Origin of the sequence: Streptomyces sp. NPDC020845, assembly GCF_044334165.1 — a bacterium.
Taxonomy (GTDB): Bacteria; Actinomycetota; Actinomycetes; order Streptomycetales; family Streptomycetaceae; genus Streptomyces.
On sequence record NZ_JBIRSJ010000010.1, the window covers coordinates 90775 to 115548 of the forward strand.

19 protein-coding genes are annotated in these 24774 nt (G+C 72.5%); 11 read left to right on the forward strand and 8 right to left on the reverse strand.

All coding sequences use genetic code 11. The annotated features are described in order from the left end of the window. Position 1 precedes the first annotated feature (1 nt). The 5 genes from ACH4U7_RS26430 to ACH4U7_RS26450 are packed head-to-tail and all read right to left on the reverse strand — an operon-like array spanning position 2 to position 6120. Positions 2-1369, reverse strand: a complete 1368-nt coding sequence (locus tag ACH4U7_RS26430; RefSeq protein ID WP_398530327.1) for a styrene monooxygenase/indole monooxygenase family protein — start codon at positions 1367-1369, stop codon at positions 2-4. Between the two features lie 12 nt (positions 1370-1381). Beyond that, complete coding sequence (locus ACH4U7_RS26435) at positions 1382-2008, reverse strand: GTP-binding protein (protein ID WP_398530652.1); 627 nt, start codon at positions 2006-2008, stop codon at positions 1382-1384. A gap of 7 nt (positions 2009-2015) precedes the next feature. Then, entirely contained in the window at positions 2016-2393 is a 378-nt protein-coding gene (locus tag ACH4U7_RS26440) for a DUF742 domain-containing protein (protein ID WP_089514263.1), read from the reverse strand. Further along, complete coding sequence (locus tag ACH4U7_RS26445) at positions 2390-2875, reverse strand: roadblock/LC7 domain-containing protein (RefSeq protein WP_089514264.1); 486 nt, start codon at positions 2873-2875, stop codon at positions 2390-2392. Before ACH4U7_RS26445 ends, ACH4U7_RS26440 begins: the two co-directional genes overlap by 4 nt. Next, entirely contained in the window at positions 2872-6120 is a 3249-nt protein-coding gene (locus ACH4U7_RS26450) for a nitrate- and nitrite sensing domain-containing protein (protein WP_398530328.1), read from the reverse strand. The genes ACH4U7_RS26445 and ACH4U7_RS26450 overlap by 4 nt, the downstream gene beginning before the upstream one ends. A gap of 347 nt (positions 6121-6467) precedes the next feature. Between ACH4U7_RS26450 and ACH4U7_RS26455 the strand changes: the two genes are divergently transcribed. Continuing rightward, the gene (locus tag ACH4U7_RS26455) at positions 6468-7241 is read left to right on the forward strand and encodes a protein phosphatase 2C domain-containing protein (protein WP_398530329.1); all 774 of its coding nucleotides are present in this window, start codon (positions 6468-6470) and stop codon (positions 7239-7241) included. Positions 7242-7407: 166 nt separating this feature from the next. On the opposite strand, the gene ACH4U7_RS26460 is transcribed toward ACH4U7_RS26455, so the two are convergent. Further along, on the reverse strand, positions 7408-7890 hold the full coding sequence (locus ACH4U7_RS26460) for a MarR family winged helix-turn-helix transcriptional regulator (RefSeq protein WP_398530330.1): 483 nt from the start codon (positions 7888-7890) through the stop codon (positions 7408-7410). A 262-nt stretch (positions 7891-8152) separates the two neighbouring features. Between ACH4U7_RS26460 and ACH4U7_RS26465 the strand changes: the two genes are divergently transcribed. Beyond that, complete coding sequence (locus ACH4U7_RS26465) at positions 8153-9001, forward strand: lysozyme (protein WP_398530331.1); 849 nt, start codon at positions 8153-8155, stop codon at positions 8999-9001. 213 nt (positions 9002-9214) lie between these two features. On the opposite strand, the gene lon is transcribed toward ACH4U7_RS26465, so the two are convergent. Beyond that, positions 9215-11662, reverse strand: a complete 2448-nt coding sequence (gene lon / locus ACH4U7_RS26470) for an endopeptidase La (protein ID WP_398530332.1) — start codon at positions 11660-11662, stop codon at positions 9215-9217. Positions 11663-11844: 182 nt separating this feature from the next. Here lon and ACH4U7_RS26475 point away from each other — a divergent pair, with 182 nt between their 5' ends. From ACH4U7_RS26475 to ACH4U7_RS26495, 5 genes are read left to right on the forward strand one after another with little or no spacing between them, the layout of a single operon-like run. Further along, positions 11845-12444 carry an RNA polymerase sigma factor gene (locus ACH4U7_RS26475; protein WP_398530333.1) on the forward strand — a complete coding sequence of 200 codons (600 nt, stop codon included), beginning with the start codon at positions 11845-11847 and terminating at the stop codon, positions 12442-12444. Continuing rightward, positions 12441-13982, forward strand: a complete 1542-nt coding sequence (locus ACH4U7_RS26480) for a zf-HC2 domain-containing protein (RefSeq protein WP_398530334.1) — start codon at positions 12441-12443, stop codon at positions 13980-13982. The genes ACH4U7_RS26475 and ACH4U7_RS26480 overlap by 4 nt, the downstream gene beginning before the upstream one ends. A 14-nt stretch (positions 13983-13996) precedes the next feature. After that, a complete protein-coding gene (locus ACH4U7_RS26485; protein WP_398530653.1) occupies positions 13997-14776 on the forward strand; it encodes an ABC transporter ATP-binding protein in 780 nt (259 codons plus the stop codon). Continuing rightward, positions 14773-16059 carry a hypothetical protein gene (locus ACH4U7_RS26490; RefSeq protein WP_398530335.1) on the forward strand — a complete coding sequence of 429 codons (1287 nt, stop codon included), beginning with the start codon at positions 14773-14775 and terminating at the stop codon, positions 16057-16059. The genes ACH4U7_RS26485 and ACH4U7_RS26490 overlap by 4 nt, the downstream gene beginning before the upstream one ends. Positions 16060-16064: 5 nt before the next feature. Beyond that, positions 16065-16682, forward strand: a complete 618-nt coding sequence (locus ACH4U7_RS26495) for a hypothetical protein (RefSeq protein ID WP_398530654.1) — start codon at positions 16065-16067, stop codon at positions 16680-16682. Here the strand turns inward: ACH4U7_RS26495 and ACH4U7_RS26500 are convergent. After that, positions 16634-17476 carry a rhomboid-like protein gene (locus ACH4U7_RS26500; protein WP_398530336.1) on the reverse strand — a complete coding sequence of 281 codons (843 nt, stop codon included), beginning with the start codon at positions 17474-17476 and terminating at the stop codon, positions 16634-16636. The genes ACH4U7_RS26495 and ACH4U7_RS26500 overlap by 49 nt on opposite strands. A gap of 215 nt (positions 17477-17691) precedes the next feature. Between ACH4U7_RS26500 and ACH4U7_RS26505 the strand changes: the two genes are divergently transcribed. From ACH4U7_RS26505 to ACH4U7_RS26520, 4 genes are all read left to right on the forward strand, one after another. Then, on the forward strand, positions 17692-18426 hold the full coding sequence (locus ACH4U7_RS26505; RefSeq protein ID WP_398530337.1) for a spermidine synthase: 735 nt from the start codon (positions 17692-17694) through the stop codon (positions 18424-18426). Between the two features lie 102 nt (positions 18427-18528). Further along, a complete protein-coding gene (locus tag ACH4U7_RS26510; protein WP_089514274.1) occupies positions 18529-19269 on the forward strand; it encodes a response regulator transcription factor in 741 nt (246 codons plus the stop codon). Continuing rightward, entirely contained in the window at positions 19266-20558 is a 1293-nt protein-coding gene (locus ACH4U7_RS26515; protein WP_398530338.1) for a sensor histidine kinase, read from the forward strand. The genes ACH4U7_RS26510 and ACH4U7_RS26515 overlap by 4 nt, the downstream gene beginning before the upstream one ends. 338 nt (positions 20559-20896) lie before the next feature. After that, a complete protein-coding gene (locus tag ACH4U7_RS26520) occupies positions 20897-24748 on the forward strand; it encodes a multifunctional oxoglutarate decarboxylase/oxoglutarate dehydrogenase thiamine pyrophosphate-binding subunit/dihydrolipoyllysine-residue succinyltransferase subunit (protein WP_398530339.1) in 3852 nt (1283 codons plus the stop codon). The last annotated feature ends 26 nt before the right edge of the window (positions 24749-24774 follow it).

Here is a 24774-nt window from a genome sequence, read left to right on the forward strand (position 1 = left end):
CTCAGCCCACCTGCTCAGCGGCCTCGCTGGCCGTATCAAGCGCATCGGCCGCACCAACAGCATCGGCCGCATCGGCTCCCGCGTCCTCGGCGCCCTCGGCCTCCTCGGCGGCACCCGCTGCCTCCGCCTCCTCCGCCTCCTCCAGATAGGCCGCGGTCTTGTCCGGCTCGTAGAAGAAGTTCTCGAAGTCGGCCGGATCGTCGAAGCCGTTGGCGAAGCGGTGGGCGACCGCGGGCAGTTGGCCCGCCGCGCCCAGGAGGCGCACGATGTGGTCGGGCGGCGGGGCCAGCATCGCGTTCGTCCACTTGGTCACATGCCGCGCCGTCGCCCAGAACCGCGCGAAGGTCCGCCGCATCCAGGCCTCGTCGAAGGGCCGGTCGCCGTGTTCGACGATGCTCGCCAGATACGAGGCGGCGCATTTGGCCGCGGAGTTGGAGCCCTGCCCCGTGAGCGGGTCGTTGGTGACCACGACATCGGCCACCCCGAGGACGAGCCCGCCACCCGGCAGCCGGCCGATGGGGTCGCGGACGGTCGGGGTGTAGCGCCCGGACAGCGTGCCGCCCGCGTCCGTCAGCTCGACCCGGGTGGCCCGCCCGTACTCCCAGGGTGTGAACCACTCCATCAGCTCGAGGGTCAGGGCCAGATGCTCGGAGGGGTCGGTGACGCCTTCGAAGACATCGGCGGGGCCGCCGGGGATGGCTTCCCAGAACAGGATGTCGGCGCGCCCGGAGGTGGTGAGGGCGGGCATCACGTACAACTCGCCCACGTCGGGCACCAGATTGCAGCGCACCGCTTCGAGGTCGGGGTGTTCCAGCCGGGGAGCGAGACCGTGGACATAGGCGACGGCGAGGGCGCGCTGCGGGGAGGTGTACGGGGAGCGGGCGGCGTCCCGGCCGAAGAGGGAGCCCAGTTCGCCCTTGCCCGCCGCGACCAGCACCAGGTCGTACCGCTCCGCGAGGAAGTCGATGTCGGAGACGGCCGCGCCGTGGATGACCAGCCGGCCGCCGCGCCGCTCGAAGGCGTCCATCCAGCCGGCCATCTTCAGCCGCTGGTCGACGGACTGGGCGTAGCCGTCCAGCTCGCCCACCCAGTCGACCAGGCGTGGATGTCCCAGCGGGGTGACGGGGCCGGCGACCGAGACGCCCAGGCCCTGGATGCACGGGGCCTGCTCCTCCCAGAAGTTGATCTCCAGATCGCGCTCGTGCTGGAGCGCGGTGTGGAACATGCACTGGGTGGACATCACGCGGCCGACGCGGATCTCATCGGCCGTGCGGTTGGACATCAAGGTGACCTCGTACCCCTGGGCCTGGAGCCCCAGGGCGAGTTGGAGCCCGGACTGACCGGCCCCGACGATGAGCATCCTGCGCATGGCGGGGCCGGGTCACTCGGGCGAGATGTCCACGGCGAACCTCACCAGCGCCAGCAGTGCGTCGACCACCGAGATACGATTGCGGGCGTCCATGATCACCACGGGCACCTTCGCCGGCACGGACAGCGCGTCCCGCACATCCTCCGGCTCGTACACCGGGGTCCCCTGGAAGTGGTTGACCGCGATGACGTACGGCAGCCCGCAGCTCTCGAAGTAGTCCAGCGCCGGGAAGCTGTCCTCCAGGCGGCGGGTGTCGACCATCACCACCGCGCCGATCGCGCCGCGCATCAGGTCGTCCCACATGAACCAGAACCGCTGCTGGCCCGGTGTGCCGAACAGATACAGCACCAGGTCGGAGTCGAGCGTGATCCGGCCGAAGTCCATCGCGACCGTCGTGGTCAGCTTCTGCGGGGTCGCGGCGAGATCGTCCACATTCTCGCTGGCCCGCGTCATCAGCGCCTCGGTCTGCAGCGGTGTGATCTCCGAGACAGAACTGACGAATGTCGTCTTGCCGACGCCGAAACCCCCCGCGATGACGATCTTGGTGGCGATGGGCGCCCGCGAACGGTCGTCCTGCCACCCCTGGAGCGCCTCGTCGGCCCCCGGTATCTTCGGCACCCGTGTCGGTGCCGCCGTCATCGTCGTCTCAGAGTCTGCGAAGTCCACTGAGCACCCTTTCGAGCAACGCGCGATCCGGCTGTCCGGGGCCCCGCCCCGTGCCGTACACGCGGATCTTTCCCTGGTCCGCGAGGTCGCTGAGCAACACGCGCACCACACCGAGCGGAATCTTGAGCAGCGCGGAGACCTCCGCGACCGAACGCATCCGACGGCAGAGGTCGATGATGGCCCGGATCTCCGGCACCATCCGGGAGGCCGGCCCGCTGAGCGCGGGCTCGACCGCCCCGTCCGGGGTCTCCAGCGTGGCCACGAAGGTCTCGACCAGCAGCACATGGCCGGACCGGGTCCGGCCGCCGGTGAGCGAGTACGGGCGTACGCGGGCGGCCTTGTAGGACGCCGACGTCACTGCGCGGACTCCAGGGACCGGCGCAGTTCGGTACGGAGTTCGGGGGTGAGCACATGCCCGGCCCGGCCGACGAACAGCGCCATGTGGTACGCGACCACGGTCATATCGCAGTCCGGTGTGGCGTGCACACCCAGCAGCGAGCCGTCGCTGATGGACATGACGAACAGGCTGCCCTGGTCCATCGCGACCATCGTCTGCTTGACGACCCCGCCGTCCATCAGCTTGGCCGCGCCCAGCGTGAGGCTGCCGAGGCCGGAGACGATGGTGGCCAGGTCGGCGCTCGACCCCTTGGGGCCGTCCTGAGCCGTCGGGTCGGCGGCCGCCGCGGCGTGCCGCGCGTCCGAGGACAGCAGCATCAGCCCGTCTGAGGAGACGACGGCGACCGAGCGGACGCCGGGGACCTCCTCGACCAGGTTCGACAGCAGCCAATGCAGATTACGGGCCTCGGAACTCAACCCATACGTGCTACTGGGCGCATTCACCTGCGTGCCTCCTCAACCGTGCCACCCTCGTCCTGCGCCCCCGATTGTCCCCGCTGCCGCTCCCCCGACGCGCCGCGACTCGCGATTTCGGCCTCGGCATCGCGGCGTCCCTGGCGCGCGCCCTTCTGGAAACCGCCGAGCCTGCGCCGCAGTTCCTCGGCGTTCACCGCGCCCGTGCGCTCCTGGGGGTCGGTGTCCGGCAGAACCACGTTCTTCGGGGTGCGCTTGGGAAGTCCCTTGTCGGTGAGGCGCCTTCCGCGCGCCTCCGCCGCTTCTGCCGCTCCGGCTGCTCCTGCCGCTTCCGGGGTTCGCTGGCCGGGCACTCCGGACAGCGCGGTCCCCGACCCGTCCGGGGTCGGCCGCCCGTCGTCCGCGTCCGGCGCCGCCGTACGGCGCTTGGGCAGCTCGGGCTGGCCGGCCAGGCCGGGCGCGGCGCCGGGACGGGTGTGCTCGGCGGGCTCGACCAGATACGCGCCGGTGACCGATCGCGTGGAGTCCGTGGGCTCGGCCGGCGCCGAACCCTCGGCGGGCCCCCAGGCGTCGGCGCCGACGGGGCGGATGCCATGGCCGCCGATCGTGTCGCCGCCGCTCCGCTGGACCGGCCGGCGCGGGTCGGGGACCTGCTCGCCCCGGTGCCCGGAGAGCTGGATGGTCCGCTCGGCGGCCTCCACCAGCGGGTCCGGGGCCTGCTTCGGGGCGCGCCGCGGAAGCATGGGCAGCGTGCCGCCGTCCGACGGGCCCGGGGCCGGGTGGCCGCGCGGCGGGGTCGGGTCGGGGGCCATCTCCACGCCACGGCCGGTCTCCAGGCCGGGGACGGCCGTCGCGGCGGAGTCCGCGGTCCGGGCGCGCGGCTCCTGGGCCGGGTCGTCGGCCGACGACCCGGGCAACGCCCCCACCGACGGTCCGAGCGCCGGGGTGGCCACCGGTCCGGCCGACGATCCGACCGGCGATCCGGTCGGAGTCCCCTGGGGGTTCGCCGCCGTACGGGCCGGGCCGCCGGAGCCGTCCCCCGCGCCCGGGCGCGGCAGCCCCATGCGCCCGCCGCGCCGGTGCGAGAGCGTCCGGGGCGACTCCAGATCGGCGGCGGAGGTCCCGGAGGCGGAGGCCCCGGCGAGGGCCGGACGGGACTGCCCCTGAAGGGTGTTGGAGTTGGCCTCGGCCACCGAGCCCGGGAAGGACGGCAGCGAGGTGCCGCCGTACGAGGACCCCGCGGGCGCGGCGGGCGGCAGCCCCGTGCCGGGCGGACCGGCGGGCAGGATCTTCGTCGGGAGGACCACCACGGCCGCGACCCCGCCCGGCTTCTGCTCGCGCAGCTGCACCCGTACGCCGTGCCGCGCGGCCAGCCGGGTCACCACGTACAGACCGAGCCCCAGCGGGTCCTCGGGCTGCGGGCCCTGGCAGTACTCGGGCACCGGGTCGGACAGCCGGTTGTTGAGCTCGACGAAGCGCTCGGGCGTCATGCCGATGCCCTCGTCCTGGACGGAGAGCATGACCTCGCCGCTCTCCAGCAGCCAGCCGGAGATCTGCACCAGGGTGTCCGGCGGCGAGAACGTCGTCGCGTTCTCCAGCAGCTCGGCGATCAGGTGGCTGATGCTGTCCGCCGCGTACCCGGCGACCTGGGCGTGCTGCGGCAGGGCCTGGATCTGCACCCGGTCGTACCGCTCGACCTCGCTGATCGAGGCGCGCAGCACATCCAGCAGCGGCACCGGCCCCGGATGCGCGGCCTTGTTCTCGGAGCCCGCGATGACCAGCAGGTTCTCGCCGTAGCGGCGCATTCCGGTGGCCAGGTGGTCGAGCTGGAAGAGGGTCTGGAGGCGGTCCGGGTCCTGCTCGCGCTCCTCCATCTCCTCGATGATGGTCAGCTGGCGCTCGATCAGGCCGAGGGTGCGCAGGGCCAGGCTGACGAAGCTGCCGTGGACGCGGGCGCGCAGACCGTCGAGGCGGGTGGAGACCTCGTCCCGCTCGCGGCGCAGCTCGGACCGCTCGTCGGCGAGCCGCCGCCGCTCGTCGACCAGGCGGGCCCGGTCGGCCTCCAGCTTCACGGCGCGTTCGTGCTCGCGCACCGCGGCCTGGTGCATCTGGTTGACGGCCCGTACGGCGTCCGCGAACTCGTCGTTGCGGCCCTTGAAGGCGATCGGCTCCTCGGCCACCGGGTCGCCGGCCACCCGCCGCGCGCCGAGCCGCAGCGCGGCCAGCGGGCGGGTCAGCGAACGGGCGGCCTGGATGCTCATGCCGATGGCCAGCAGCAGACAGGCGCCGAGGATGCCGATGCCCACCTCGAGGTCGGTGACCTCGTCGTCGCGCAGCTTCTCCAGATGCTCGATCTCGGCGGTGGCCAGCGAGGACTCGACGCCGCGCATCCGGTCGATACGGGCGGACAGGCTGGACTCGACGCGCTCGTCGTTGAGGAACAGATCGGTGTCGGAGAGCTGGGGCTGGTCGGTGAGGCGGGCGATATAGCGCTCGGCGGCGGTGACCTCGGTGCCGTTGACGGTGCGGGCGTAGCGGTCGCGGACGGAGGCCGGGGCGAGCTGGTTGAAGTCGGAGAGCGCGGACTGCTCGCGGACGTTGGTCCGCTGGGCCGCCGAGGTGAGCTTGGGCTGGCTGCCGCCCGCGGCGAGCGCGCCGAGCAGCAGCCCGCGGGTGGCGGATGCCTCTTCCGTGGCCCGGCCGAGGGGGGCCAGCGCGGCCGCGGAGCCGTCGTCGGCGCCGTCCCGGAGCTTGCGGGCCAGGGTGTCGGCGAGGCCGCCGAGGGCCTGGATGGTCTCGGTGTAGCTCTCGTACACATCCAGCGCCGAACCGCTGCCGGTCAGCGCCTGCTGCCGGACCTTGGGCAGCGCGTCCAGCAGCCGCCGCACCTCGGCCGGGGTGCCCGGACCGACCTCCTTGACCTGCCGGTCCACCCGGGCCCGCTGGCTCTCCGAGACACCGGCGCCGGAGGCGGAGTTACGGCCGGCCGCGACGTACTCGATCATGGCGTCGCGCTCATCGGCGAGGGCGTGGGCGAGGGTCACCGCACCGCGGTTGGTCTCGGCGAGGTCGACGAGCTCCTGGGCGTCGGTGGTGTCGTCCAGTGCACTGAGGACGGCCGGGGCCCCGGCGCCGAGGACGGCCAGCGAGACGACGGCGACGGACACGGCCAGCCGATTACGGACCCGTGCGGTGCTGCGCTGCGGCGACGCCTCCTGCTGGGGTGGCGCGCCGCCCTGCTCATGGTTGCTGCCCCGAAGCCGCTTCTTCCGCACCGGTGCTCACAATCTCTTCTCGCCCGACCCACTGTGGTTCAGAGGTGACGACGGTTCAACAATTGTGTGTTTCCCCACCTCTGGTAGGGGTTCCGACCCTTTCAGGACGACTTCGGGACGGGCATACATCACCCACCCCACCGCCCGAACGAGTGAACCGCATTGCGTAGTTGACCACCAAACTTCGGTCGCGTGCCATACCCTCCTTCAACCTTTCACGGGTTGGAAATCACCCGACCTCCTGGGAAGATGCTCCCTCACAGATTCCCGCAACCGTCAATTCCGGCCAAGCCCGGGCAAGTGGGGCGACTCGAGGGTGACGGACCCCGATCCGGCAGACTGGCCGGATGCGCATCGAACTCGCCACCGCCCCCGGTGATCCCCGCATCCCCAACGAGGACTACGCGTCAGTAGCGTTGCCCGCGTCAGGCCAGGGCGGGGTGCTGGTGGTACTGGACGGGGTGACACCGCCCGAGGAGGACTACGGCTGCGCCCACGGCGTGCCCTGGTTCACCGCCCGGCTGGGCGGGGCACTGCTCGAACTGTCCGGATCACACCGGGATATACCGCTGGCGGATTGCCTCTCCCGCGCGATCGAACGTACGGCCGAGGCACACGGCTCAGAATGTGACCTTTCTCACGTTAGAACGCCTCAGGCGACAGTAGTCGCGGTGCGGTGGGACGCGGAGCGGGTCGAGCATCTGGTGCTCTCCGACTCGGCGTTGCTGATCGAGCATACGGACGGCACGGTCACGCCCGTACTCGACGACCGTATCGACCAGCTGATCGCCGCGGGACGCCGCCCCCTGGCCCCGCTGCGCAACGTCGAGGGCGGCTTCTTCACCGCCGCCGCCGACCCGGCGGTCGCGCGGCGGGCCGTGACCGGCACCTCCCCGAGCGCGGGGATACGGGCGGTGGCGGCGCTCACCGACGGGGCGGCGCGGTGGGTGGAGGTGTTCCACGAGGGCGACTGGGCCGAGTGCTTCGCGCTGCTGCGGAAGGAGGGCCCGCAGTCGCTGATCGACCGGGTGCGGGCGGCGGAGGACGCCGACCCGGAGCGCATCGCGTTCCGGCGGGGCAAGACGCATGACGACGCGGCAGTCGTCTTCGCTGAGTTCTAGGAACTCCAGCGGAGTTCCAGGAGTTCCACCGGAGTTCCCCGGGCCCGCGCCGGCCGCCGGGGGGGGGTCGCCGGCCGCCCTCAGGCCCGCTCCCAGCCGTCCCCCGAACGCCACACCCGCGTCGCCGGGGCGGCGGACCTTGCCGATCCTGACGTACATGAGAGGCCTACTCCTGGGGCGAAGCCGCGTCCTGCCCAGGCTCCTCGGTGACCTGCACGGAGTTCAGCCGATGCAGCAGCCGGGCGAGTTCGGCCACCTCGCTGCGTTCCCACGCCGCGAGGCGGCGCGCATACCGCGCCCGCCGGGCCACTCGCACCCGGCGGAACCGGGCGCGCCCCTCATCCGTCAACTGAACCAGGAAGGCCCGGCCGTCGGCGGGGTCGGGGGTCCGGGCCACCAGCCCGAGGTCCTCCAGCGCCCGCAGTTGGCGGCTCATCGTCGCCTTGCCGACGCCGAAGTAGGCCGCGAGATCCGTGGCCCGCTGCTGTCCGGCGTCTTCCAGCCGCATCAGCAGTCCATACGCGGCGGATTCCAGTTCGGGGTGGACTTCCCGTGCCAATTCACCCGAAGAGGCGCGGGCGCGGCGAAGAAAAACCGCCAATTCGCGTTCCAAAGCCAGGAATGCATGGTCTACACCAATTCCGCCCATGGTGCGTCCCTCACCCCCCTCGGGGGGCATTGCCCCGTTGTTGTGCACGTCAGAGCCCTCTCCGGATTTTCACGGCGTGAAATTTTCTTTCAGACGCGGCCGTCGCCGCAGCTCCGTCAGTATTTCGCAGGATTAGACCAACGGCAGCAACCCAGCCCCCTTCCGCGCCGCGTATCTACGCCCGTAGCGTCCTCTCCTACCTGACATGGCCATACCAATGACACGTGCACCTCTCCCCACACGAGGCCTTCGGAGGCACGCCATGCCCAAGCACAGACCTGGTACGACCCGGCGCACCCTGACCGCGCTCATCGGCATTCTCGCCGGTCTCCTCGCGATGAGCTTCACGCTCTCCGGTACGGCTTCGGCCGCCCAGGGCAAGAGCGGAAAGGCCATCCCCCACCCCGAGGACGACTGGGCCGGCTCCCAGATACTCAAGCACGAAGGCGGATCCACGACCGGTGAGGAGCCGAAGGGGCTGCTCGCCACCGTCGAAGGCGTGGACGTCAGCAGCCACCAGGGCAACGTCGCCTGGGCGACGCTCTGGAGCAGCGGAGTCCGCTTCGCCTACGTCAAGGCGACGGAAGGCACCACGTACACGAACCCGTACTTCGCTCAGCAGTACAACGGTTCGTACAACGTCGGCATGATCCGCGGCTCGTACCACTTCGCCCTGCCGGACAACTCCAGCGGCGCGGCGCAGGCCACGTACTTCGTCAACCACGGCGGTGGCTGGTCGAAGGACGGCAAGACGCTCCCCGGCGCGCTCGACATGGAGTACAACCCCTACGGCGCGACCTGCTACGGCAAGAGCGCGAGCGCGATGGTCAGCTGGATCAAGGACTTCAGCAACACCTACAAGTCGCTCACCGGCCGCGACCCGGTGATCTACACCTCGACGAGCTGGTGGAAGAGCTGCACCGGCAACTCCAGCGCCTTCGGCAGCATCAACCCGCTGTGGATCCCGCGCTACGGCTCCTCCGTCGGTGAACTCCCGGCCGGCTGGGGCTTCCACACCATCTGGCAGTACACCTCGTCGGGTGCGACGGTCGGCGACCACAACCAGTTCAACGGCGCGATGGACCGGCTGCAGGCCCTCGCCAACGGCTGACGCCCCCGCGTCAGCCCTTGAGCCCTTCGGCTCTCCGCCCTCCGGTGTACGGACCCTGCTGTCCGTGCGCCGGGGGGCGTCGGCCGTTCCCGGCGATACGCACAGCAGACAAGAACGGCAGACGAGCACAGCAGACAAGCACAGCAGACAAGGAGCGGTGGCCCGGGACTCCGTACGAACGGGAGTCCCGGGCCACCGCACCGGTGGCGTCCGTCACGCCGCCACCGGAACCTCCGGGGCGGCCGGGGCGGCCGCCGGGGTGAGGGCCAGTTCCAGGACGCGGCGGACGTCCGAGACCGGGTGGACGTCGAGCTTGTCCAGGATCTCGGCGGGGACGTCGTCGAGGTCGGGCTCGTTGCGCTTGGGGATGATCACGGTGGTCACCCCGGCCCGGTGCGCCGCCAGCAGCTTCTGCTTGACGCCGCCGATGGGCAGCACCCGCCCGGTCAGCGAGACCTCACCCGTCATCGCCACGTCCGGGCGCACCTGACGGCCGGAGAGCAGCGAGGCCAGGGCCGTGGTCATCGTGATGCCCGCGCTCGGGCCGTCCTTGGGCACCGCGCCCGCCGGGACGTGCAGGTGGATACCGCGATCCTTCAGGTCACCGACCGGAAGCTCCAGCTCCGCGCCGTGCGAGCGCAGGAACGAGAGCGCGATCTGGGCGGACTCCTTCATGACGTCGCCCAACTGACCGGTGAGGGTCAGCCCCGCGCCTCCCGTCTCCGGGTCGGCCAGCGACGCCTCGACGAACAGCACGTCCCCGCCCGCGCCGGTGACCGCGAGCCCGGTCGACACGCCCGGCACGGCGGTGCGCCGCTCGGCCGGGTCCTGAGCGGACTCGGGGGTGTGGTGCGGGCGGCCGATCAGCGGCCGCAGCTCGTCGGTGCCGATCGTGACGGGCAGCTTCCGCTCGCCCAGCTCGTGCTGGGCCGCCACCTTGCGCAGCAGCCGCGCGATGGACCGCTCCAGGGTCCGTACGCCCGCCTCGCGGGTGTACTCGGCGGCCAGCTTGCGCAGCGCATCGTCCTCCAGCACCACCTCGCCCGGCTCCAGGCCGGCCCGCTCCAGCTGGCGGGGCAGCAGGTGGTCGCGGGCGATGGTGACCTTCTCGTCCTCGGTGTAGCCGTCCAGCCGGACCAGCTCCATGCGGTCGAGCAGGGCCTCGGGGATGGCCTCCAGGACGTTGGCCGTGGCGAGGAAGACCACGTCGCTCAGGTCGAGTTCGACCTCCAGGTAGTGGTCGCGGAAGGTGTGGTTCTGCGCCGGGTCCAGGACCTCGAGCAGGGCCGCGGCGGGGTCGCCGCGGTAGTCGGAGCCGACCTTGTCGATCTCGTCGAGGAGGACGACCGGGTTCATCGAGCCCGCCTCCTTGACGGCCCGTACGATCCGGCCGGGCAGCGCCCCGACGTACGTACGCCGGTGGCCGCGGATCTCCGCCTCGTCGCGGACGCCGCCGAGCGCGACGCGCACGAACTTGCGCCCCATCGCGCGGGCGACCGACTCGCCGAGCGAGGTCTTGCCGACGCCGGGCGGGCCCACCAGGGCCAGCACCGCGCCGCCCCGCCGGCCGCCGACCACGCCAAGTCCCCGGTCGGCGCGGCGCTTGCGCACCGCCAGGTACTCGGTGATCCGCTCCTTGACGTCCTCCAGGCCCGCGTGGTCGGCGTCGAGCACGGCCTTGGCGCCGGCGATGTCGTACGCGTCCTCGGTGCGCTCGTTCCAGGGCAGCTCCAGGACGGTGTCGAGCCAGGTGCGGATCCAGCTGCCCTCGGGGCTCTGGTCGGAGGCCCGCTCCAGCTTGTCGACCTCCTTGAGGGCCGCCTCGCGCACCTTCTCGGGAAGGTCGGCGGCCTCCACCCGGGCGCGGTAGTCGTCAGCCTCGTCTGCCTCGGCCCCGGTTCCGCCGTTGAGCTCGGCCAGCTCCTTACGGACGGCCTCCAGCTGCCGCCGCAGCAGGAACTCGCGCTGCTGCTTGTCGACGCCCTCCTGGACGTCCTTGGCGATCGACTCGGCGACGTCCTGCTCGGCGAGGTGTTCGCTCAGCCAGGCCACGGCCAGCTTCAGACGCGCCACCGGGTCGGCCGTCTCCAGCAGCTCCACGCGCTGCTGGATGGACAGGAACGGCGAGTAGCCAGAGTTGTCGGCCAGCTGACCGACGTCGTCGATCTGCTCCACCCGGTCCACGACCTGCCAGGCCCCGCGCTTGCGCAGCCAGCTGGTGGCCAGCGCCTTGTACTCCTTGACCAGTTCGGTGACGGCACCGGGCAGCGGGTCCGGAACGATCTCCTCGACCTGGGTGCCCTCCACCCACAGAGCGGCGCCGGGACCGGTCGTCCCCGCGCCTATGCGCACCCGGCGCACACCGCGGATGAGCGCGCCCGGGTCGCCGTCGGAGAGCCGGCCCACCTGCTCGACGGTGCCGAGCGTGCCCATGCCCGTGTACGTCCCGTCGACGCGCGGCACGAGCAGGACGCGCGGCTTACCGCTGCCGCTGCCGCTTGACCGGGCGGCTCCGCTTGATCGCGCGGCGGCCTGGGCGGCCTCCACCGCGGCTCGTACCTCGGTGTCGGACAGGTCCAGCGGCACCACCATGCCGGGCAGCACGACCTCGTCATCGAGGGGCAGCACGGGCAGGGTGAGCGGTGTGGACGTCGAAGCCATGATCTCCCCTTCGGCAGGCAAGTTGAGCTATGCAGACTCAATGCACGAGGGCCCGCCGATGTTCCCGGCCCCTTGTTCGCTCTGAGCGATCACCTGTCGCGGGGTGCGTGTGAGCGCGTCAGCGGATGGTGAACCGCCATCCCTTCAGTAAGCGATAGAGGAGCGTGAAACTGTTCCGCCCCATGGGGCCAGACCGAAGCGACGGGGAGTTGCTGCGAGCCGTCGCGCGGGGAGACGCGCAGGCGCTCGCCGCGCTCTACGACCGGCACGCCGGCTGGCTGCACGCGCGCCTCACGCGCCGCTGCCAGGACCCCGAGACCGTACGCGAGGTCCTACAGGACACCTTCGTCACGGCCTGGCGCACGGCCGACGCGCACCGCGGCGGCGAGGCGGGCGGCTGGCTGTGGACCATCGCGGCCCGCCGCCTGGTCGACGCCCAGCGCGCCGCCGCCCGCGCCGCCCGGGCCCAGACCGCCCACGCCCGCCACCAGCCGGACCCGGCCCGCGCCACGGCCCCCTCCGCGGAGGAGCGGGCGCTCGACGCGCTGGAGTACGGGGACGTCGGCGCCGCCCTCGACCGCCTCTCCCCCGAACTGCGCGCCGTCCTGCGCGCCACGGTCGTCGACGGCCTCACCACCCGCGAGGCCGCACAACTCCTCGGCATCCCCGAGGGCACCGTCAAAACCCGCGCCCAACGCGCCCGCAGAGAACTCCGCGCCACCCTCACCGAGCGGCGCTCCACACCCCCGCACCTCCTGGACGCTCTCGGAGGCACCGCATGACGCTCCGACGACTGATCAAACGCGGCGGCCCCGCCGCCTGGCATGTGACGCCCGCCCACGCGGCGTCGTACGCCGACGGCTCACTGCCGGAGACCGACGCATGGTCGGTCGAGAAGCACGTCGAGTCCTGCGCCGCCTGCGCGGAACGCGTCTCGACCGCGGTCCGCGCGGGCGCGGCGGCCCCCGCGCTGGCGGACATCCGGGCGGCGGTGCTGGCCTTCGCGGAGGCGGGGGTGGGGGCGGAGGCCGCGGAGGGCGCGGCGGGGGCGTCCCCCGCGGCGCCCGTCGCCCCCGCGGCCACGGGCGCGGCGGCGCGGGATACGGCGGATGCGGGAGCGCCCCTTGCGGCGCCCGCCTCCCCCCGGCCCGCCGCTGCCGGCGGCACGGCCGCGGGGGCGGGCGGGGCCACCGGGGCGGAGACCCCGGACCTCGTCGCGGCCCGGGACACGGCCCCCGGTGCGCCCCACCACCCGGCGGCGCCCGCCTTCGCGGAGGCGGGAGCGGCGGCCACGGCCCGGCACGCCGAGCAAGCCGCCGCGCGAAGCGCGATGGCATCCGGCCGCGCCGACGGCCCGCGGGGTCCGGCCGACATCGTCGGCACGGCGCCGGCCGTCGCACGGCAGGCTTCCGGGGGCGCCCTCGGGCCCGCCCCGCAGGGGAGGGCGGCGACCGACGGCCCTCAGGAGGCCGCGTCCCTGAGCGGGACGGCAGCCGCCGTCCCAGCCAGCATCGCTACGCGGCCCGCCACCGAGGCGCAGACCCCGGACCTCGTCGCGGCGGCCTCCGACCTCGCCCTCGTCCGGCGCGGTCAGGAAGCAGCCGCGACCGCCGCCGACAGCCGCGACCGCGGGCCGCGGCGCTTCGGGCTCCGCCTCGGGCTCGGGGCGGTCCGACGGTCCCGGGGGTGGGTGGCGTGGGCCGCGGGGCCCGCGGTGCGGGGGCCTTGGCTGGTGGCGATGCTGGTGACGGGGGTCGTCGCGGCCGGGGCCGCGCGGGCCGCGGGGGTTTCCGGGGTGCGGCCGCTGTTGCTGGCGCTCGCGCCCGTACTGCCGTCCGCCGGGGTGGCCGTCTCGTACGGGCGGCACGCCGATCCGATGCATGAGCTCGCCGCGTCCACGCCGTCCGGCGGGCTGCGGCTGCTGCTGACCCGCACGGCGGCCGTGCTCGCCGTGTCCGTGCCGCTGCTGACCCTCGTCGGGCAGTTGCTGCCCGCGGCCGCCGGGGCGCCCGCCGCCTCGGCCTGGCTGTTGCCGGGGCTCGCGCTGACGCTCGCCGCGCTCGCCCTCGCCTCGTACGTCGGCTGCCGGATCGCCACCTGCGCGGTCACCGCGGGCTGGCTGCTGGCCGTCGGCGCCCCGGCGCTCCTCGTGGGCCCGGCCGACGGTGAACGCGTCCCCCTCGCGGACGCCGTGTCCGACTCCCTCGTCACCGTCCTCTCCGGCCCCGCCGCCCAGAGCTGCTGGGCAGCGGCAGCGGCCGTATGCGCGGGGCTGCTGGCCCTGCGCCGTACTTCCTTCGATCGTCTGGAGCGCATGTGAACAGCGCCGTCTCCGTGCACGGGCTGACGGTCCGGCACCGCAGGACCACCGCCCTCGACGCCGTCGACCTCGCCTTCGACACCGGCGTACACGGCCTGCTCGGCCCCAATGGCGCGGGCAAGACCTCCCTGATCCGCGTCCTCGCGACCGTCGCCCCGCCCAGCTCCGGGCGGGTGGAACTGCTCGGCGGCGATGTCTCGGCGCCCGCGCACCGCACCGCCGTACGCCGCAGGCTGGGCTATCTGCCGCAGGAGTTCGGCTACTACCCGGGCTTCACGGTGCGCGAATTCGTCGCGTACGTGGCGTGGCTGAAGGAGATGGAGCGCGCCGCCGCGCCCGCCGCCGTGGAGCGCGCGGTCGCGCGGGTCGGACTGACCGACCGTATCGACGCGAAGATCCGCACGCTGTCGGGCGGTATGGTGCGCCGCGTCGGCATCGCCCAGGCGATCGTCAACGACCCGGATCTGCTGCTCCTCGACGAGCCGACGGCCGGGCTCGACCCGGAGCAGCGGGTGGACTTCCGGGCGCTGCTGCGGGAGCTGGGCCGCGACGCGACGGTGATCGTCTCGACCCATCTGGTCGAGGATGTCGCCGCGGCCTGTACGGAGGTCACGCTCATCGGTGCGGGCCGGGTGGCCTACCGCGGCACGCCGTACGCCCTGGCCGCGCTCGGCGAGGAGGCGGGGGCGGAGGACTTCGGCGACAACCCGATCGAGCGCGGCTACGCCGTGGCCCTGCGGCGCCACCGGTCCGGCGCTGCCGCTACGGCTTCCGGATGGTCGGTGACCCGATGAGCCGGACCACCAACCACCCCCTGCGTGCCGAACTCCGCCGCGGCGTCGGCCTGCCCGCCGGGGCCGCCACGCTGGCAGCCCTGCTGTTCGCCATGTACGACCGGGCCGACGGCTGGCTGACCGGCTGGACCGACACGACCGACATGCTGCGCAGCGCCGGGGTGATCGTCGGCGCCCCGCTGGCGGCCGCGGCCGCGTGCTGGCAGGGCGGGCGGGAGCGGCGGCGGGGGACCGAGGAGCTGCTGGCCACGGTGTCGCGGGCCCGCCTGCGGCGGACCCTGCTGGCCGCGGCGCCCACCGTCCTGTGGCCGGTGGTCGGGTATCTGCTCACGGCCGCCGTGTGCCTGGCCGCGACCTGGCGGTACGCGAGCGACGTCGGCGGCCCGTACGCGTCGATGCTCGCGGCGGACGCGACGGCGATCGGTTCGCTCGCCGCGCTCGGGTTTCTCGTCGGCCGGCTCGTGCCGTGGCGGCTGGCCCCTCCCGTGGTGGCCCTGGCCGTCTTCAGCGTCGACCCCTACATCGCCAATCAGGACTCCCCCATCGCCTGGCTGAGCCCCGGCAAGGAGCATGTGTACGCCTGGGACCGGCCGGTGTGGTGGTTCGGCCCCGTCTCGATGGTCTGGATGGCCGGGCTGGCCGCGACCGCGCTGCTGGTCTACGCCACCCGCCGCCGCGCCCGCGCGCTGGCGCTCGCGCCGCTCGCCGCCGCGGCCACCGCGGCCGTGCTGATCGTGCAGACGGGCGACGGCGTATGGCGCCCGGACCCGGCGAGCGCGGCCCTGGTCTGCGACGACGGCGCGCCGCGCGTCTGCGCCTCGCGGGCGCACAGCCGGATGCTGCCGGACGCGTCCGCGGCGCTGGCCGGGCTGAGCGCGAAACTGCGCGCCATCCCGAACGCCCCCACCCGCATCGTCGAGAGCCGGGGCGATGGCCACCGGGCGCGCCGCACCGACGCGACGCTGTTCGGCTGGGACTACTACTTCCGGCGCAACCGGATCGTCGAGCCGGAGATGTTCGCGGCCAACGCCGCCCTCGGCGCGACGGCGCCGTCCTGCCCGGGCGTCTCGGACGCGGAGCGCTACAACGACCTCAGCCAGGCCGTGGCCGAATGGCTGGCGCCGATGCCCCGGCCCGAGCCGCCCATCGGCCAGGACGCACCGGCCTACACCCGCGCGCTGGCGAAGATCGAAGCCATGCCCGACGACGAACGCACCCGCTGGCTCGGCAGCTACTTCGCCGCCGTACGCTCCTGCCACCCGGAGCGGGTGACGGCCCTGTGAGCCGCGTGAACACGAATCTGCTGCTGTACGCGCGCTCGCGCGCCCTGCCCGTGACGATCGCCGTCCTGATCGCCGCCGCGCCCGCCACCGCCTGGTTCGCGGACTGGCTCGTCTCGGGGTCCGGCCTCGGGCCGCGGGCCCGCCAGCCGGTGGTCGTCCTCGCACCGCTGCTGGTCTCGGCCGCGATCGGGGCGAGCCTGTACACCCACAGCGAGGAGCTGGACCGGACCGCCGTACGCCCCTGGTGGCCGCGGCGCGCCTGCCAGCTGCTGCTGCTCACGGCGGTGGCGGCGGGGCTGCTGGCGATGGCCGTCCCGGGTGAGCCGCAGGTGTACGGGGCGTACGCCATGGCCCGTAACGTCCTGGGCTCCGTGGGGGTCACCGCCCTGGCCGCCGCGCTCATCGGGGCCCGGCTGAGCTGGCTGCCGATGCTGGTGCACACCGGCGCGGTCTACTTCACCGCGCGGGCCGAACCGGGTGGCCAAGGCGCGGTCTGGGCCTGGTCGGTCCAGCCGGGGCCGCAGCGGGCGGCGTGGTGGACGGCGGCCGCGCTGTTCGCCGTGGGCACCTGCCTCTACGCGCTGCGCGGCGCCCGCCCGGAGGGCCCCGGCTCGCGCCGCTGAACCTCACGCCGCCGAACGGCCCGCCGTACATACGGCCAGCACAGGACGCCGGTCGTCAGGGCGAGCAGATGGCCCCAGTCGGTGAGCGGATCGGCGAAGTCCACCAGGTCCAGGACGAGCACCAGCGTGATCCCGCCGAGCAGCGTCCAGCGAAGCCGGGGCCACAGCAGCCCGGCGAGCGCGCCGGTGCAGGCGAGCAGCCCGTAGCTGATGCCGTAGTCGAGCCGGCGCAGCGAGCTGTCGGGAAGATACCCGGCGGCGACCGAGGCGGCCACGGGCAGCTCGGTCAGCAGCGTCGCCAGCACATGCCCGGCCAGAAACACCCCGGCGGTCCGCCAGCCGCCCAGCCGCCGCTCCAGCGCCCCGACCACGAGGAGGAAGGCGACGATGTACGGCATCAGCACCCCGCCCGCGACCCACACCGCGCTGGCGACCAGCACCAGCACCGGGCGATCGGCGAGGTTTGCGACGTCGGTGCTGGAGTGGGTCAGTACGTCGTGAACTCGGTCCGGGTCCGCGAGCCGGGCGAACAGCCCGGTGACGACCAGGACCACGGCATAACCGAACGTGAACGGCGTCCGCGCCGGACTGGGCACGATCCGCGCCCACGTACGTACGGTGCGCGGGGCCGGGGCCGGGGCCGGGAAGAGCTGTGGTGTGGCTGCGTCGGGGGCCGCTGGGCCGGAGAGGGAGGCCGTGGCCGCGCGGCGCGCGGTGGCGCGGCAACGCTTCGGCGGGCGCAGAGCCCGGCGTGGTTCACCGGCCGCCGTACCGGCCGCTTGCGTCTCCGTCACGCCGACGCTCCTTCCTCGTGCCGTCCCGGCTCTCTCCTCGCCATCCCGGCACAACAACGGCCGGGCCGCATTTCATGTCACCAGCCCCGCAGTTGTGAACGCCGCCACAGCCGTCCTGGGCCGGGCTCGGCCCCGATAGGTAGATTCGCCCCAGCAGCCCCGAAGCCCCAGCAGCCCCGGCAGCCTCGGCAGCCCCCGGAAGGACCTTGCCCACCGTGCACCCTCCGTACGACACCGCAGCCGACCCCGACCGCCCCGTGACCCTCGACCGTCGCGAGGGCCCGTACGGCGAGGTGGTGCTGCGCCGGCGCGGCGAGGGGGACCCCGGCCCCGGCACCGCACAGCCCGTCTTCGAGATCATCGCCAACGGGTGCTTTCTGATGGACACCTCCGACGGCCGCTCCGAGCGCCTTCTGATCCGCGCCGCGCTGAACGCCCTGCCCGCCGGCCGCCAGGCGCCCGCGCTGCTGATCGGCGGCCTGGGCGTCGGGTTCTCGCTGGCCGAGGCGGCGGCCGAGCCGCGGTGGGGCCGGATCGCGGTGGTGGAGCGCGAGGAGGCGGTCATCGACTGGCACCGCACCGGCCCGCTGGGCCGGATCTCCGCCGCCGCGCTCGCCGATCCCCGTACCGAGGTCATCCGGGCCGATCTGGTCGCCCATCTGCACTCGGGCACGACAGCGGAGCGCTACGACGCGCTGTGCCTGGACATCGACAACGGCCCCGACTGGACGGTCACCGAGGACAACGACGGCCTCTACTCCCCCGTGGGTCTCGCCGCCTGCCGTACCCGCCTCGCCCCGGGCGGTGTGCTCGCGGTATGGTCCGCCCAGCCCTCGTCCGCCTTCGAGGAGGCTCTCCGGAATGCCGGTTTCACGGGGGTGCGGACCGAAGAGATCAGTGTTGCCCGAGGTGTCCCGGACGTGGTTCACCTCGCGATTCGAGGCGCGTAGCCGAGCCGCGTAGGCTGCCTTTACGCTGCTTGCCAGCGCGCGCGGCCGGGCAATTGACCAGCCAGGAGCCGCGGTTTCACGGAACAAAGCAGGGGCGGGCGCATGGAGCAGACTCACAGCAGCCACAACGGAGCCGCCACGACCACGCCGGGAGCACAGCGCCGGGTCCTGGTCGTCGAGGACGATCCGACCATAGTGGACGCCATCGCGGCCCGGCTGCGCGCCGAGGGGTTCCAGGTGCAGACGGCCGGGGACGGCCCGGCGGCCGTCGATACGGCCGAGGCGTGGCAGCCGGATCTGCTGGTGCTCGATGTGATGCTGCCCGGGTTCGACGGCCTGGAGGTCTGCCGCCGGGTGCAGGCCAGGCGCCCGGTCCCGGTGCTGATGCTCACCGCGCGCGACGACGAGACCGACATGCTGGTGGGCCTGGGCGTCGGCGCCGACGACTACATGACCAAACCGTTCTCCATGCGCGAACTGGCCGCGCGGGTGCATGTGCTGCTCAGACGCGTCGAGCGGGCGGCGCTTGCCGCGCACACCCCGCGCAGCGGCATCCTGCGCCTGGGCGAGCTGGAGATCGACCACGCGCAGCGCCGGGTGCGGGTGCGCAACGTGGATGTGCATCTCACCCCGACCGAGTTCGATCTGCTGGTCTGTCTGGCCAACACGCCGCGCGCGGTGCTCTCCCGGGAGCAACTGCTCGCGGAGGTCTGGGACTGGGCGGACGCCTCGGGCACCCGGACCGTGGACAGCCATATCAAGGCGCTGCGCCGGAAGATCGGCGCGGAGCGGATCCGTACGGTGCACGGCGTGGGATACGCCCTGGAGACCCCGGCGGCATGAGGCCCTCGGGCCGCCGGACGGCCGTCTGGAGCCGCGAGACCTGGCGCCGCATGACCTGGCGCCGCATGACCTGGCGCCGCGAGACCTGGCGCCGTGAGGCATGGCGCCGCGAGACCTGGCGCCACACCTGGCGTGAGACCTGGCGCGCCGCCTGGGGCCGCCAGTGGGACCGGCTGTGGGACCGGCTGTGGGAGGCCCTGAAGCCGTTCGACCCGTACCGGTCGGTGAAGGCCGCGCTGGGCGCGCTGGTCATCGGCTCGGTGATCATCACCACCCTGCTGGTGTTCGCCGCGATGCACTCGGACACCGAGCTGCGCATCATCACCATCTTCTCGATCATCGCCTCGCTGCTGATCACCCAGTTCGTGGCGCACGGCCTGACCGCCCCGCTGGACGAGATGACCGAGGTCACCCGGGCGATGGCGCACGGCGACTACACCCGCCGGGTGAGCGCGGCCCAGCGGGGGGACGAGTTCGGTGCCCTGGCGACCTCCTTCAACCGGATGGCCGCCGACCTGGAGGCGGTGGACACCCAGCGCAAGGAGATGGTCGCGAACGTCTCCCATGAGCTGCGCACCCCGATCGCGGCGCTACGCGCGGTCCTGGAGAACGTCGTGGACGGGGTCTCGGAGGCCGACCCGGAGACGATGCGCATCGCGCTGCGCCAGACCGAGCGGCTGGGCCGGCTGGTCGAGCAGCTGCTCGACCTGTCCCGGCTGGACAAGGGTGTGGTGCCGCTGTACGCGCGGCGTTTCGAGGTCTGGCCGTATCTGGCCGGGATCCTCAAGGAGGCCAGCATGGCAAAGAGCGCGTACGCGGCCGGCAGCTCGGGCGCGCACGCCCGCAAGGACGTGCACCTCAACCTGGACGTCTTCCCGTCCGATCTGGCCGCGCACGCCGACGTGGAGCGGCTTCACCAGGTCGTGGCGAATCTCATCGACAACGCCGTGAAGCACTCCCCGGCGCACGGCCGCGTCACCGTAAGGGCGCGGCGCGGCGAGGGGCCGGAGAGCCTGGAGCTGGAGGTCCTGGACGAGGGTCCGGGGATCCCGGAGGCCGAGCGCCACCGGGTCTTCGAGCGCTTCAACCGGGGCGGCCCGTCCGCGCAGGGCGGAAAGCCGGGCGCGCCGCGCGGGCCCGGGCAGGGCAGCGACGGCGGTACGGGTCTTGGGCTGGCCATCGCGCGCTGGGCGGTGGATCTGCACGGGGGGCGAATAGGCGTGGCCGAGTCGCCCCGGGGCTGCCGGATCAAGGTCAGCCTGCCGGGGACCCACTCCAAAGAGCCCTGACCACTGAAGAGCTCTGAGACCACTGACAGGCCGCTGAGCTCTGGCAGATCTTCTAGACGAACCCACGCCCCACAGAGATCAAAATTGACGTAAAGTCGTCAACGAAGGCGCACATGCGTCGACGGTCGCGCACATCCGAGCGGGTGTGGGCGCATTTTCGCGTTCCCATCGCGCACCAGAACCAGCGGTGATTCCCGCCACCTCAGGCCCCGAAACCAGCCGATCAATGTGACTTGCGCGACGATGACCAGTGCGGCCTGCACGTAAGGGCCCGAGAGGCGTAGCCTTTATTCCCGCTGTCCACCACCTTTAGGAAGCGGAAGAGGGCGGTTGCCGCCGTGTCGCCACAGTCCCCCAACAGTTCGAGCGTCTCGACCGACCAGCAGGACGGCCAGGGGAGTAACCCTGCCGCCGCGTTCGGCCCCAACGAGTGGCTCGTCGACGAGATCTACCAGCAGTACCTCCAGGACCCGAACTCGGTCGACCGAGCCTGGTGGGACTTCTTCGCCGACTACAAGCCGGGCCAGGACACCAGCTCCGCGGTGGCCGAGTCCGCGCCGGCCCCGGCCGCTGCGGGGGCGGCCGGTACCGGCGCCGCCGCGCCGGCCCCGGTGAGCAACGGTGCCGCGCCGGCTCCGGTGAAGCCCGCCGCCCCGGCCGCGCCGCCCGCCGCCCAGCAGGCCGCCCCGGCTCCGGTGAAGCCCGCGGCTCCGGCCCCGGCCGCCGCTCCGGCGAAGGCCGCGCCCGCGCCCGCGAAGGCCGCAGCCGCGCCCGCCGCCAAGGCCGCGCCGGCCAAGGCCGCCGAGCCGGCCGCCCCGGGCGCCGGTCCGGAGTACGTCACGCTGCGTGGCCCCTCGGCCGCCGTCGCGAAGAACATGAACGCCAGCCTCGAGCTGCCGACGGCCACCTCCGTGCGCGCCGTCCCGGTCAAGCTGCTGTTCGACAACCGCATCGTCATCAACAACCACCTCAAGCGCGCCCGCGGCGGCAAGGTGTCCTTCACGCACCTGATCGGCTACGCCATGGTGCAGGCGCTGAAGGCGATGCCCTCGATGAACCACTCGTTCACCGAGAAGGACGGCAAGCCGACCCTGGTCAAGCCCGAGCACGTCAACCTCGGCCTCGCCATCGACCTGGTCAAGCCCAACGGCGACCGCCAGCTCGTCGTCGCGGCGATCAAGAAGGCCGAGACGCTGAACTTCTTCGAGTTCTGGCAGGCCTACGAGGACATCGTCCGCCGCGCCCGCGCGAACAAGCTGACGATGGAGGACTTCACCGGCGTCACCGCCTCCCTGACCAACCCGGGCGGCATCGGCACCGTGCACTCCGTGCCGCGGCTGATGCCCGGACAGGGCCTGATCATCGGCGTCGGCGCCATGGAGTACCCGGCCGAGTTCCAGGGCACGTCGCAGGACACCCTGAACAAGCTGGGCATCTCCAAGGTCATGACGCTGACCAGCACCTATGACCACCGGGTGATCCAGGGCGCCGCCTCCGGCGAGTTCCTGCGGATCATGAGCCAGCTGCTGCTCGGCGAGAACGACTTCTACGACGAGATCTTCAAGGCGCTGCGGATCCCGTACGAGCCGGTCCGCTGGCTGCGCGACATCGACGTCTCGCACGACGACGACGTCACCAAGGCCGCGCGCGTCTTCGACCTGATCCACTCCTACCGGGTCCGCGGCCATGTCATGGCCGACACCGACCCGCTGGAGTACCGCCAGCGCAAGCACCCCGACCTGGACATCATCGAGCACGGGCTCACCCTGTGGGACCTGGAGCGCGAGTTCGCGGTCGGCGGCTTCGCCGGCAAGACGATGATGAACCTGCGCGACATCCTGGGCGTGCTGCGCGACTCGTACTGCCGCACCACCGGCATCGAGTTCATGCACATCCAGGACCCGAAGCAGCGCAAGTGGATCCAGGACCGCGTGGAGCGTCCGCACGCCAAGCCGGAGCGCGACGAGCAGCTGCGGATCCTGCGCCGGCTCAACGCGGCCGAGGCGTTCGAGACCTTCCTGCAGACGAAGTACGTCGGCCAGAAGCGCTTCTCGCTGGAGGGCGGCGAGTCCGTCATCCCGCTGCTCGACGCCGTGCTGGACGCGGCCGCCGAGTCGCGCCTGGACGAGGTCGTCATCGGCATGGCCCACCGCGGCCGGCTCAACGTCCTCGCCAACATCGTCGGCAAGTCGTACGCGCAGATCTTCCGCGAGTTCGAGGGCAACCTCGACCCGAAGTCGATGCACGGCTCCGGCGACGTGAAGTACCACCTGGGCGCCGAGGGCACCTTCACCGGCCTGGACGGCGAGCAGATCGCCGTCTCGCTGACCGCCAACCCCTCCCACCTGGAGGCGGTGGACCCGGTCCTGGAGGGCGTGGTCCGCGCCAAGCAGGACATCATCGGCAAGGCCGGCACCGACTTCACCGTCCTGCCCGTCGCCCTGCACGGCGACGCCGCCTTCGCGGGCCAGGGCGTCGTGGCCGAGACGCTGAACATGTCGCAGCTGCGCGGCTACCGCACCGGCGGCACCGTGCACATCGTCATCAACAACCAGGTCGGCTTCACCGCCGCCCCGGCCGCGTCCCGCTCCTCGATGTACGCCACGGACGTCGCGCGCATGATCGAGGCGCCGATCTTCCACGTCAACGGCGACGACCCGGAGGCCGTGGTGCGCGTCGCGCGCCTCGCCTTCGAGTTCCGCCAGGCGTTCAACAAGGACGTGGTCATCGACCTCATCTGCTACCGCCGCCGCGGTCACAACGAGACCGACAACCCCGGCTTCACCCAGCCGCTGATGTACGACCTGATCGACAAGAAGCGCTCGGTGCGCAAGCTCTACACCGAGTCGCTGATCGGTCGCGGCGACATCACCCTGGAAGAGGCCGAGCAGGCGCTGCAGGACTTCCAGGGCCAGCTGGAGAAGGTCTTCACCGAGGTCCGCGACGCCACCTCGCAGCCGACCCCGACCGAGGTCCCCGAGCCTCAGCCGGAGTTCCCGGTGGCGGTCTCCACGGCCGTCAGCCAGGAGGTCGTCAAGCGGATCGCCGAGTCCCAGGTCAACATCCCCGACCGGATCACCGTCCACCCGCGGCTGTACCCGCAGCTCCAGCGGCGCGCGGCGATGATCGAGGACGACACGATCGACTGGGGCATGGGCGAGACCCTGGCCATCGGCTCGCTGCTGATGGAGGGCACCCCCGTCCGGCTGGCCGGCCAGGACTCCCGCCGCGGCACCTTCGGCCAGCGCCACGCGGTGCTGGTGGACCGGGAGACCGGCGAGGACTACACCCCGCTGCTCTACCTCACCGACGAGCAGGCCCGCTACAACGTCTACGACTCGCTGCTCAGCGAGTACGCGGCGATGGGCTTCGAGTACGGCTACTCGCTGGCCCGGCCGGACGCGCTGGTCATGTGGGAGGCCCAGTTCGGTGACTTCGTCAACGGCGCGCAGACGATCGTCGACGAGTTCATCAGCTCGGCCGAGCAGAAGTGGGGCCAGACCTCCGGCGTCACGCTGCTCCTCCCGCACGGCTACGAGGGCCAGGGCCCGGACCACTCCTCGGCCCGTATCGAGCGCTTCCTCCAGCTGTGCGGGCAGAACAACATGACGGTCGCCGCGCCGACGCTGCCGTCGAACTACTTCCACCTGCTGCGCTGGCAGGTCCACAACCCGCACCACAAGCCGCTGGTCGTCTTCACCCCGAAGTCGATGCTGCGTCTGAAGGCGGCGGCCTCCAAGACCGAGGAGTTCCTGAACGGCTCCTTCCGCCCGGTCATCGGGGACGAGACGGTCGACCCGGCCGCGGTCCGCAAGGTCGTCTTCACCTCCGGCAAGGTCTACTACGACCTGGCCGCCGAGCGGGACAAGCGCGGGCTGACGGACACGGCCATCATCCGGCTGGAGCGGCTGTACCCGCTGCCGGGCGCCGAGCTGCAGGCCGAGATCGCCAAGTACTCCGGCGTCCAGAAGTTCGTCTGGGCGCAGGAGGAGCCGGCGAACCAGGGCGCGTGGCCGTTCGTCGCGCTCAACCTGATCGACCACCTGGAGCTCTCGGTGGGCGCTGACCTGCCGGCCTCCGAGCGGCTCGTCCGGGTGTCCCGGCCGCACTCCTCCTCTCCGGCGGTGGGGTCGAACAAGCGGCACCAGGCGGAGCAGCAGGCGCTGGTCAACGAGGTCCTCGAGATCTGACCTGCCCTGAGGCTGTCAGCCGTAGC

What these genes read in the sequence shown, in the direction of transcription:
- ACH4U7_RS26430 (WP_398530327.1), bottom strand. Translation starts at nt 1,369, where the DNA reads ATGCGCAGGATGCTCATCGTCGGGGCCGGTCAGTCCGGGCTCCAACTC.
- ACH4U7_RS26435 (WP_398530652.1), bottom strand. Translation starts at nt 2,008, where the DNA reads ATGACGGCGGCACCGACACGGGTGCCGAAGATACCGGGGGCCGACGAG.
- ACH4U7_RS26455 (WP_398530329.1), top strand. Translation starts at nt 6,468, where the DNA reads ATGCGCATCGAACTCGCCACCGCCCCCGGTGATCCCCGCATCCCCAAC.
- ACH4U7_RS26460 (WP_398530330.1), bottom strand. Translation starts at nt 7,890, where the DNA reads ATGGGCGGAATTGGTGTAGACCATGCATTCCTGGCTTTGGAACGCGAA.
- ACH4U7_RS26465 (WP_398530331.1), top strand. Translation starts at nt 8,153, where the DNA reads ATGCCCAAGCACAGACCTGGTACGACCCGGCGCACCCTGACCGCGCTC.
- lon (WP_398530332.1), bottom strand. Translation starts at nt 11,662, where the DNA reads ATGGCTTCGACGTCCACACCGCTCACCCTGCCCGTGCTGCCCCTCGAT.
- ACH4U7_RS26475 (WP_398530333.1), top strand. Translation starts at nt 11,845, where the DNA reads ATGGGGCCAGACCGAAGCGACGGGGAGTTGCTGCGAGCCGTCGCGCGG.
- ACH4U7_RS26480 (WP_398530334.1), top strand. Translation starts at nt 12,441, where the DNA reads ATGACGCTCCGACGACTGATCAAACGCGGCGGCCCCGCCGCCTGGCAT.
- ACH4U7_RS26490 (WP_398530335.1), top strand. Translation starts at nt 14,773, where the DNA reads ATGAGCCGGACCACCAACCACCCCCTGCGTGCCGAACTCCGCCGCGGC.
- ACH4U7_RS26510 (WP_089514274.1), top strand. Translation starts at nt 18,529, where the DNA reads ATGGAGCAGACTCACAGCAGCCACAACGGAGCCGCCACGACCACGCCG.
- ACH4U7_RS26515 (WP_398530338.1), top strand. Translation starts at nt 19,266, where the DNA reads ATGAGGCCCTCGGGCCGCCGGACGGCCGTCTGGAGCCGCGAGACCTGG.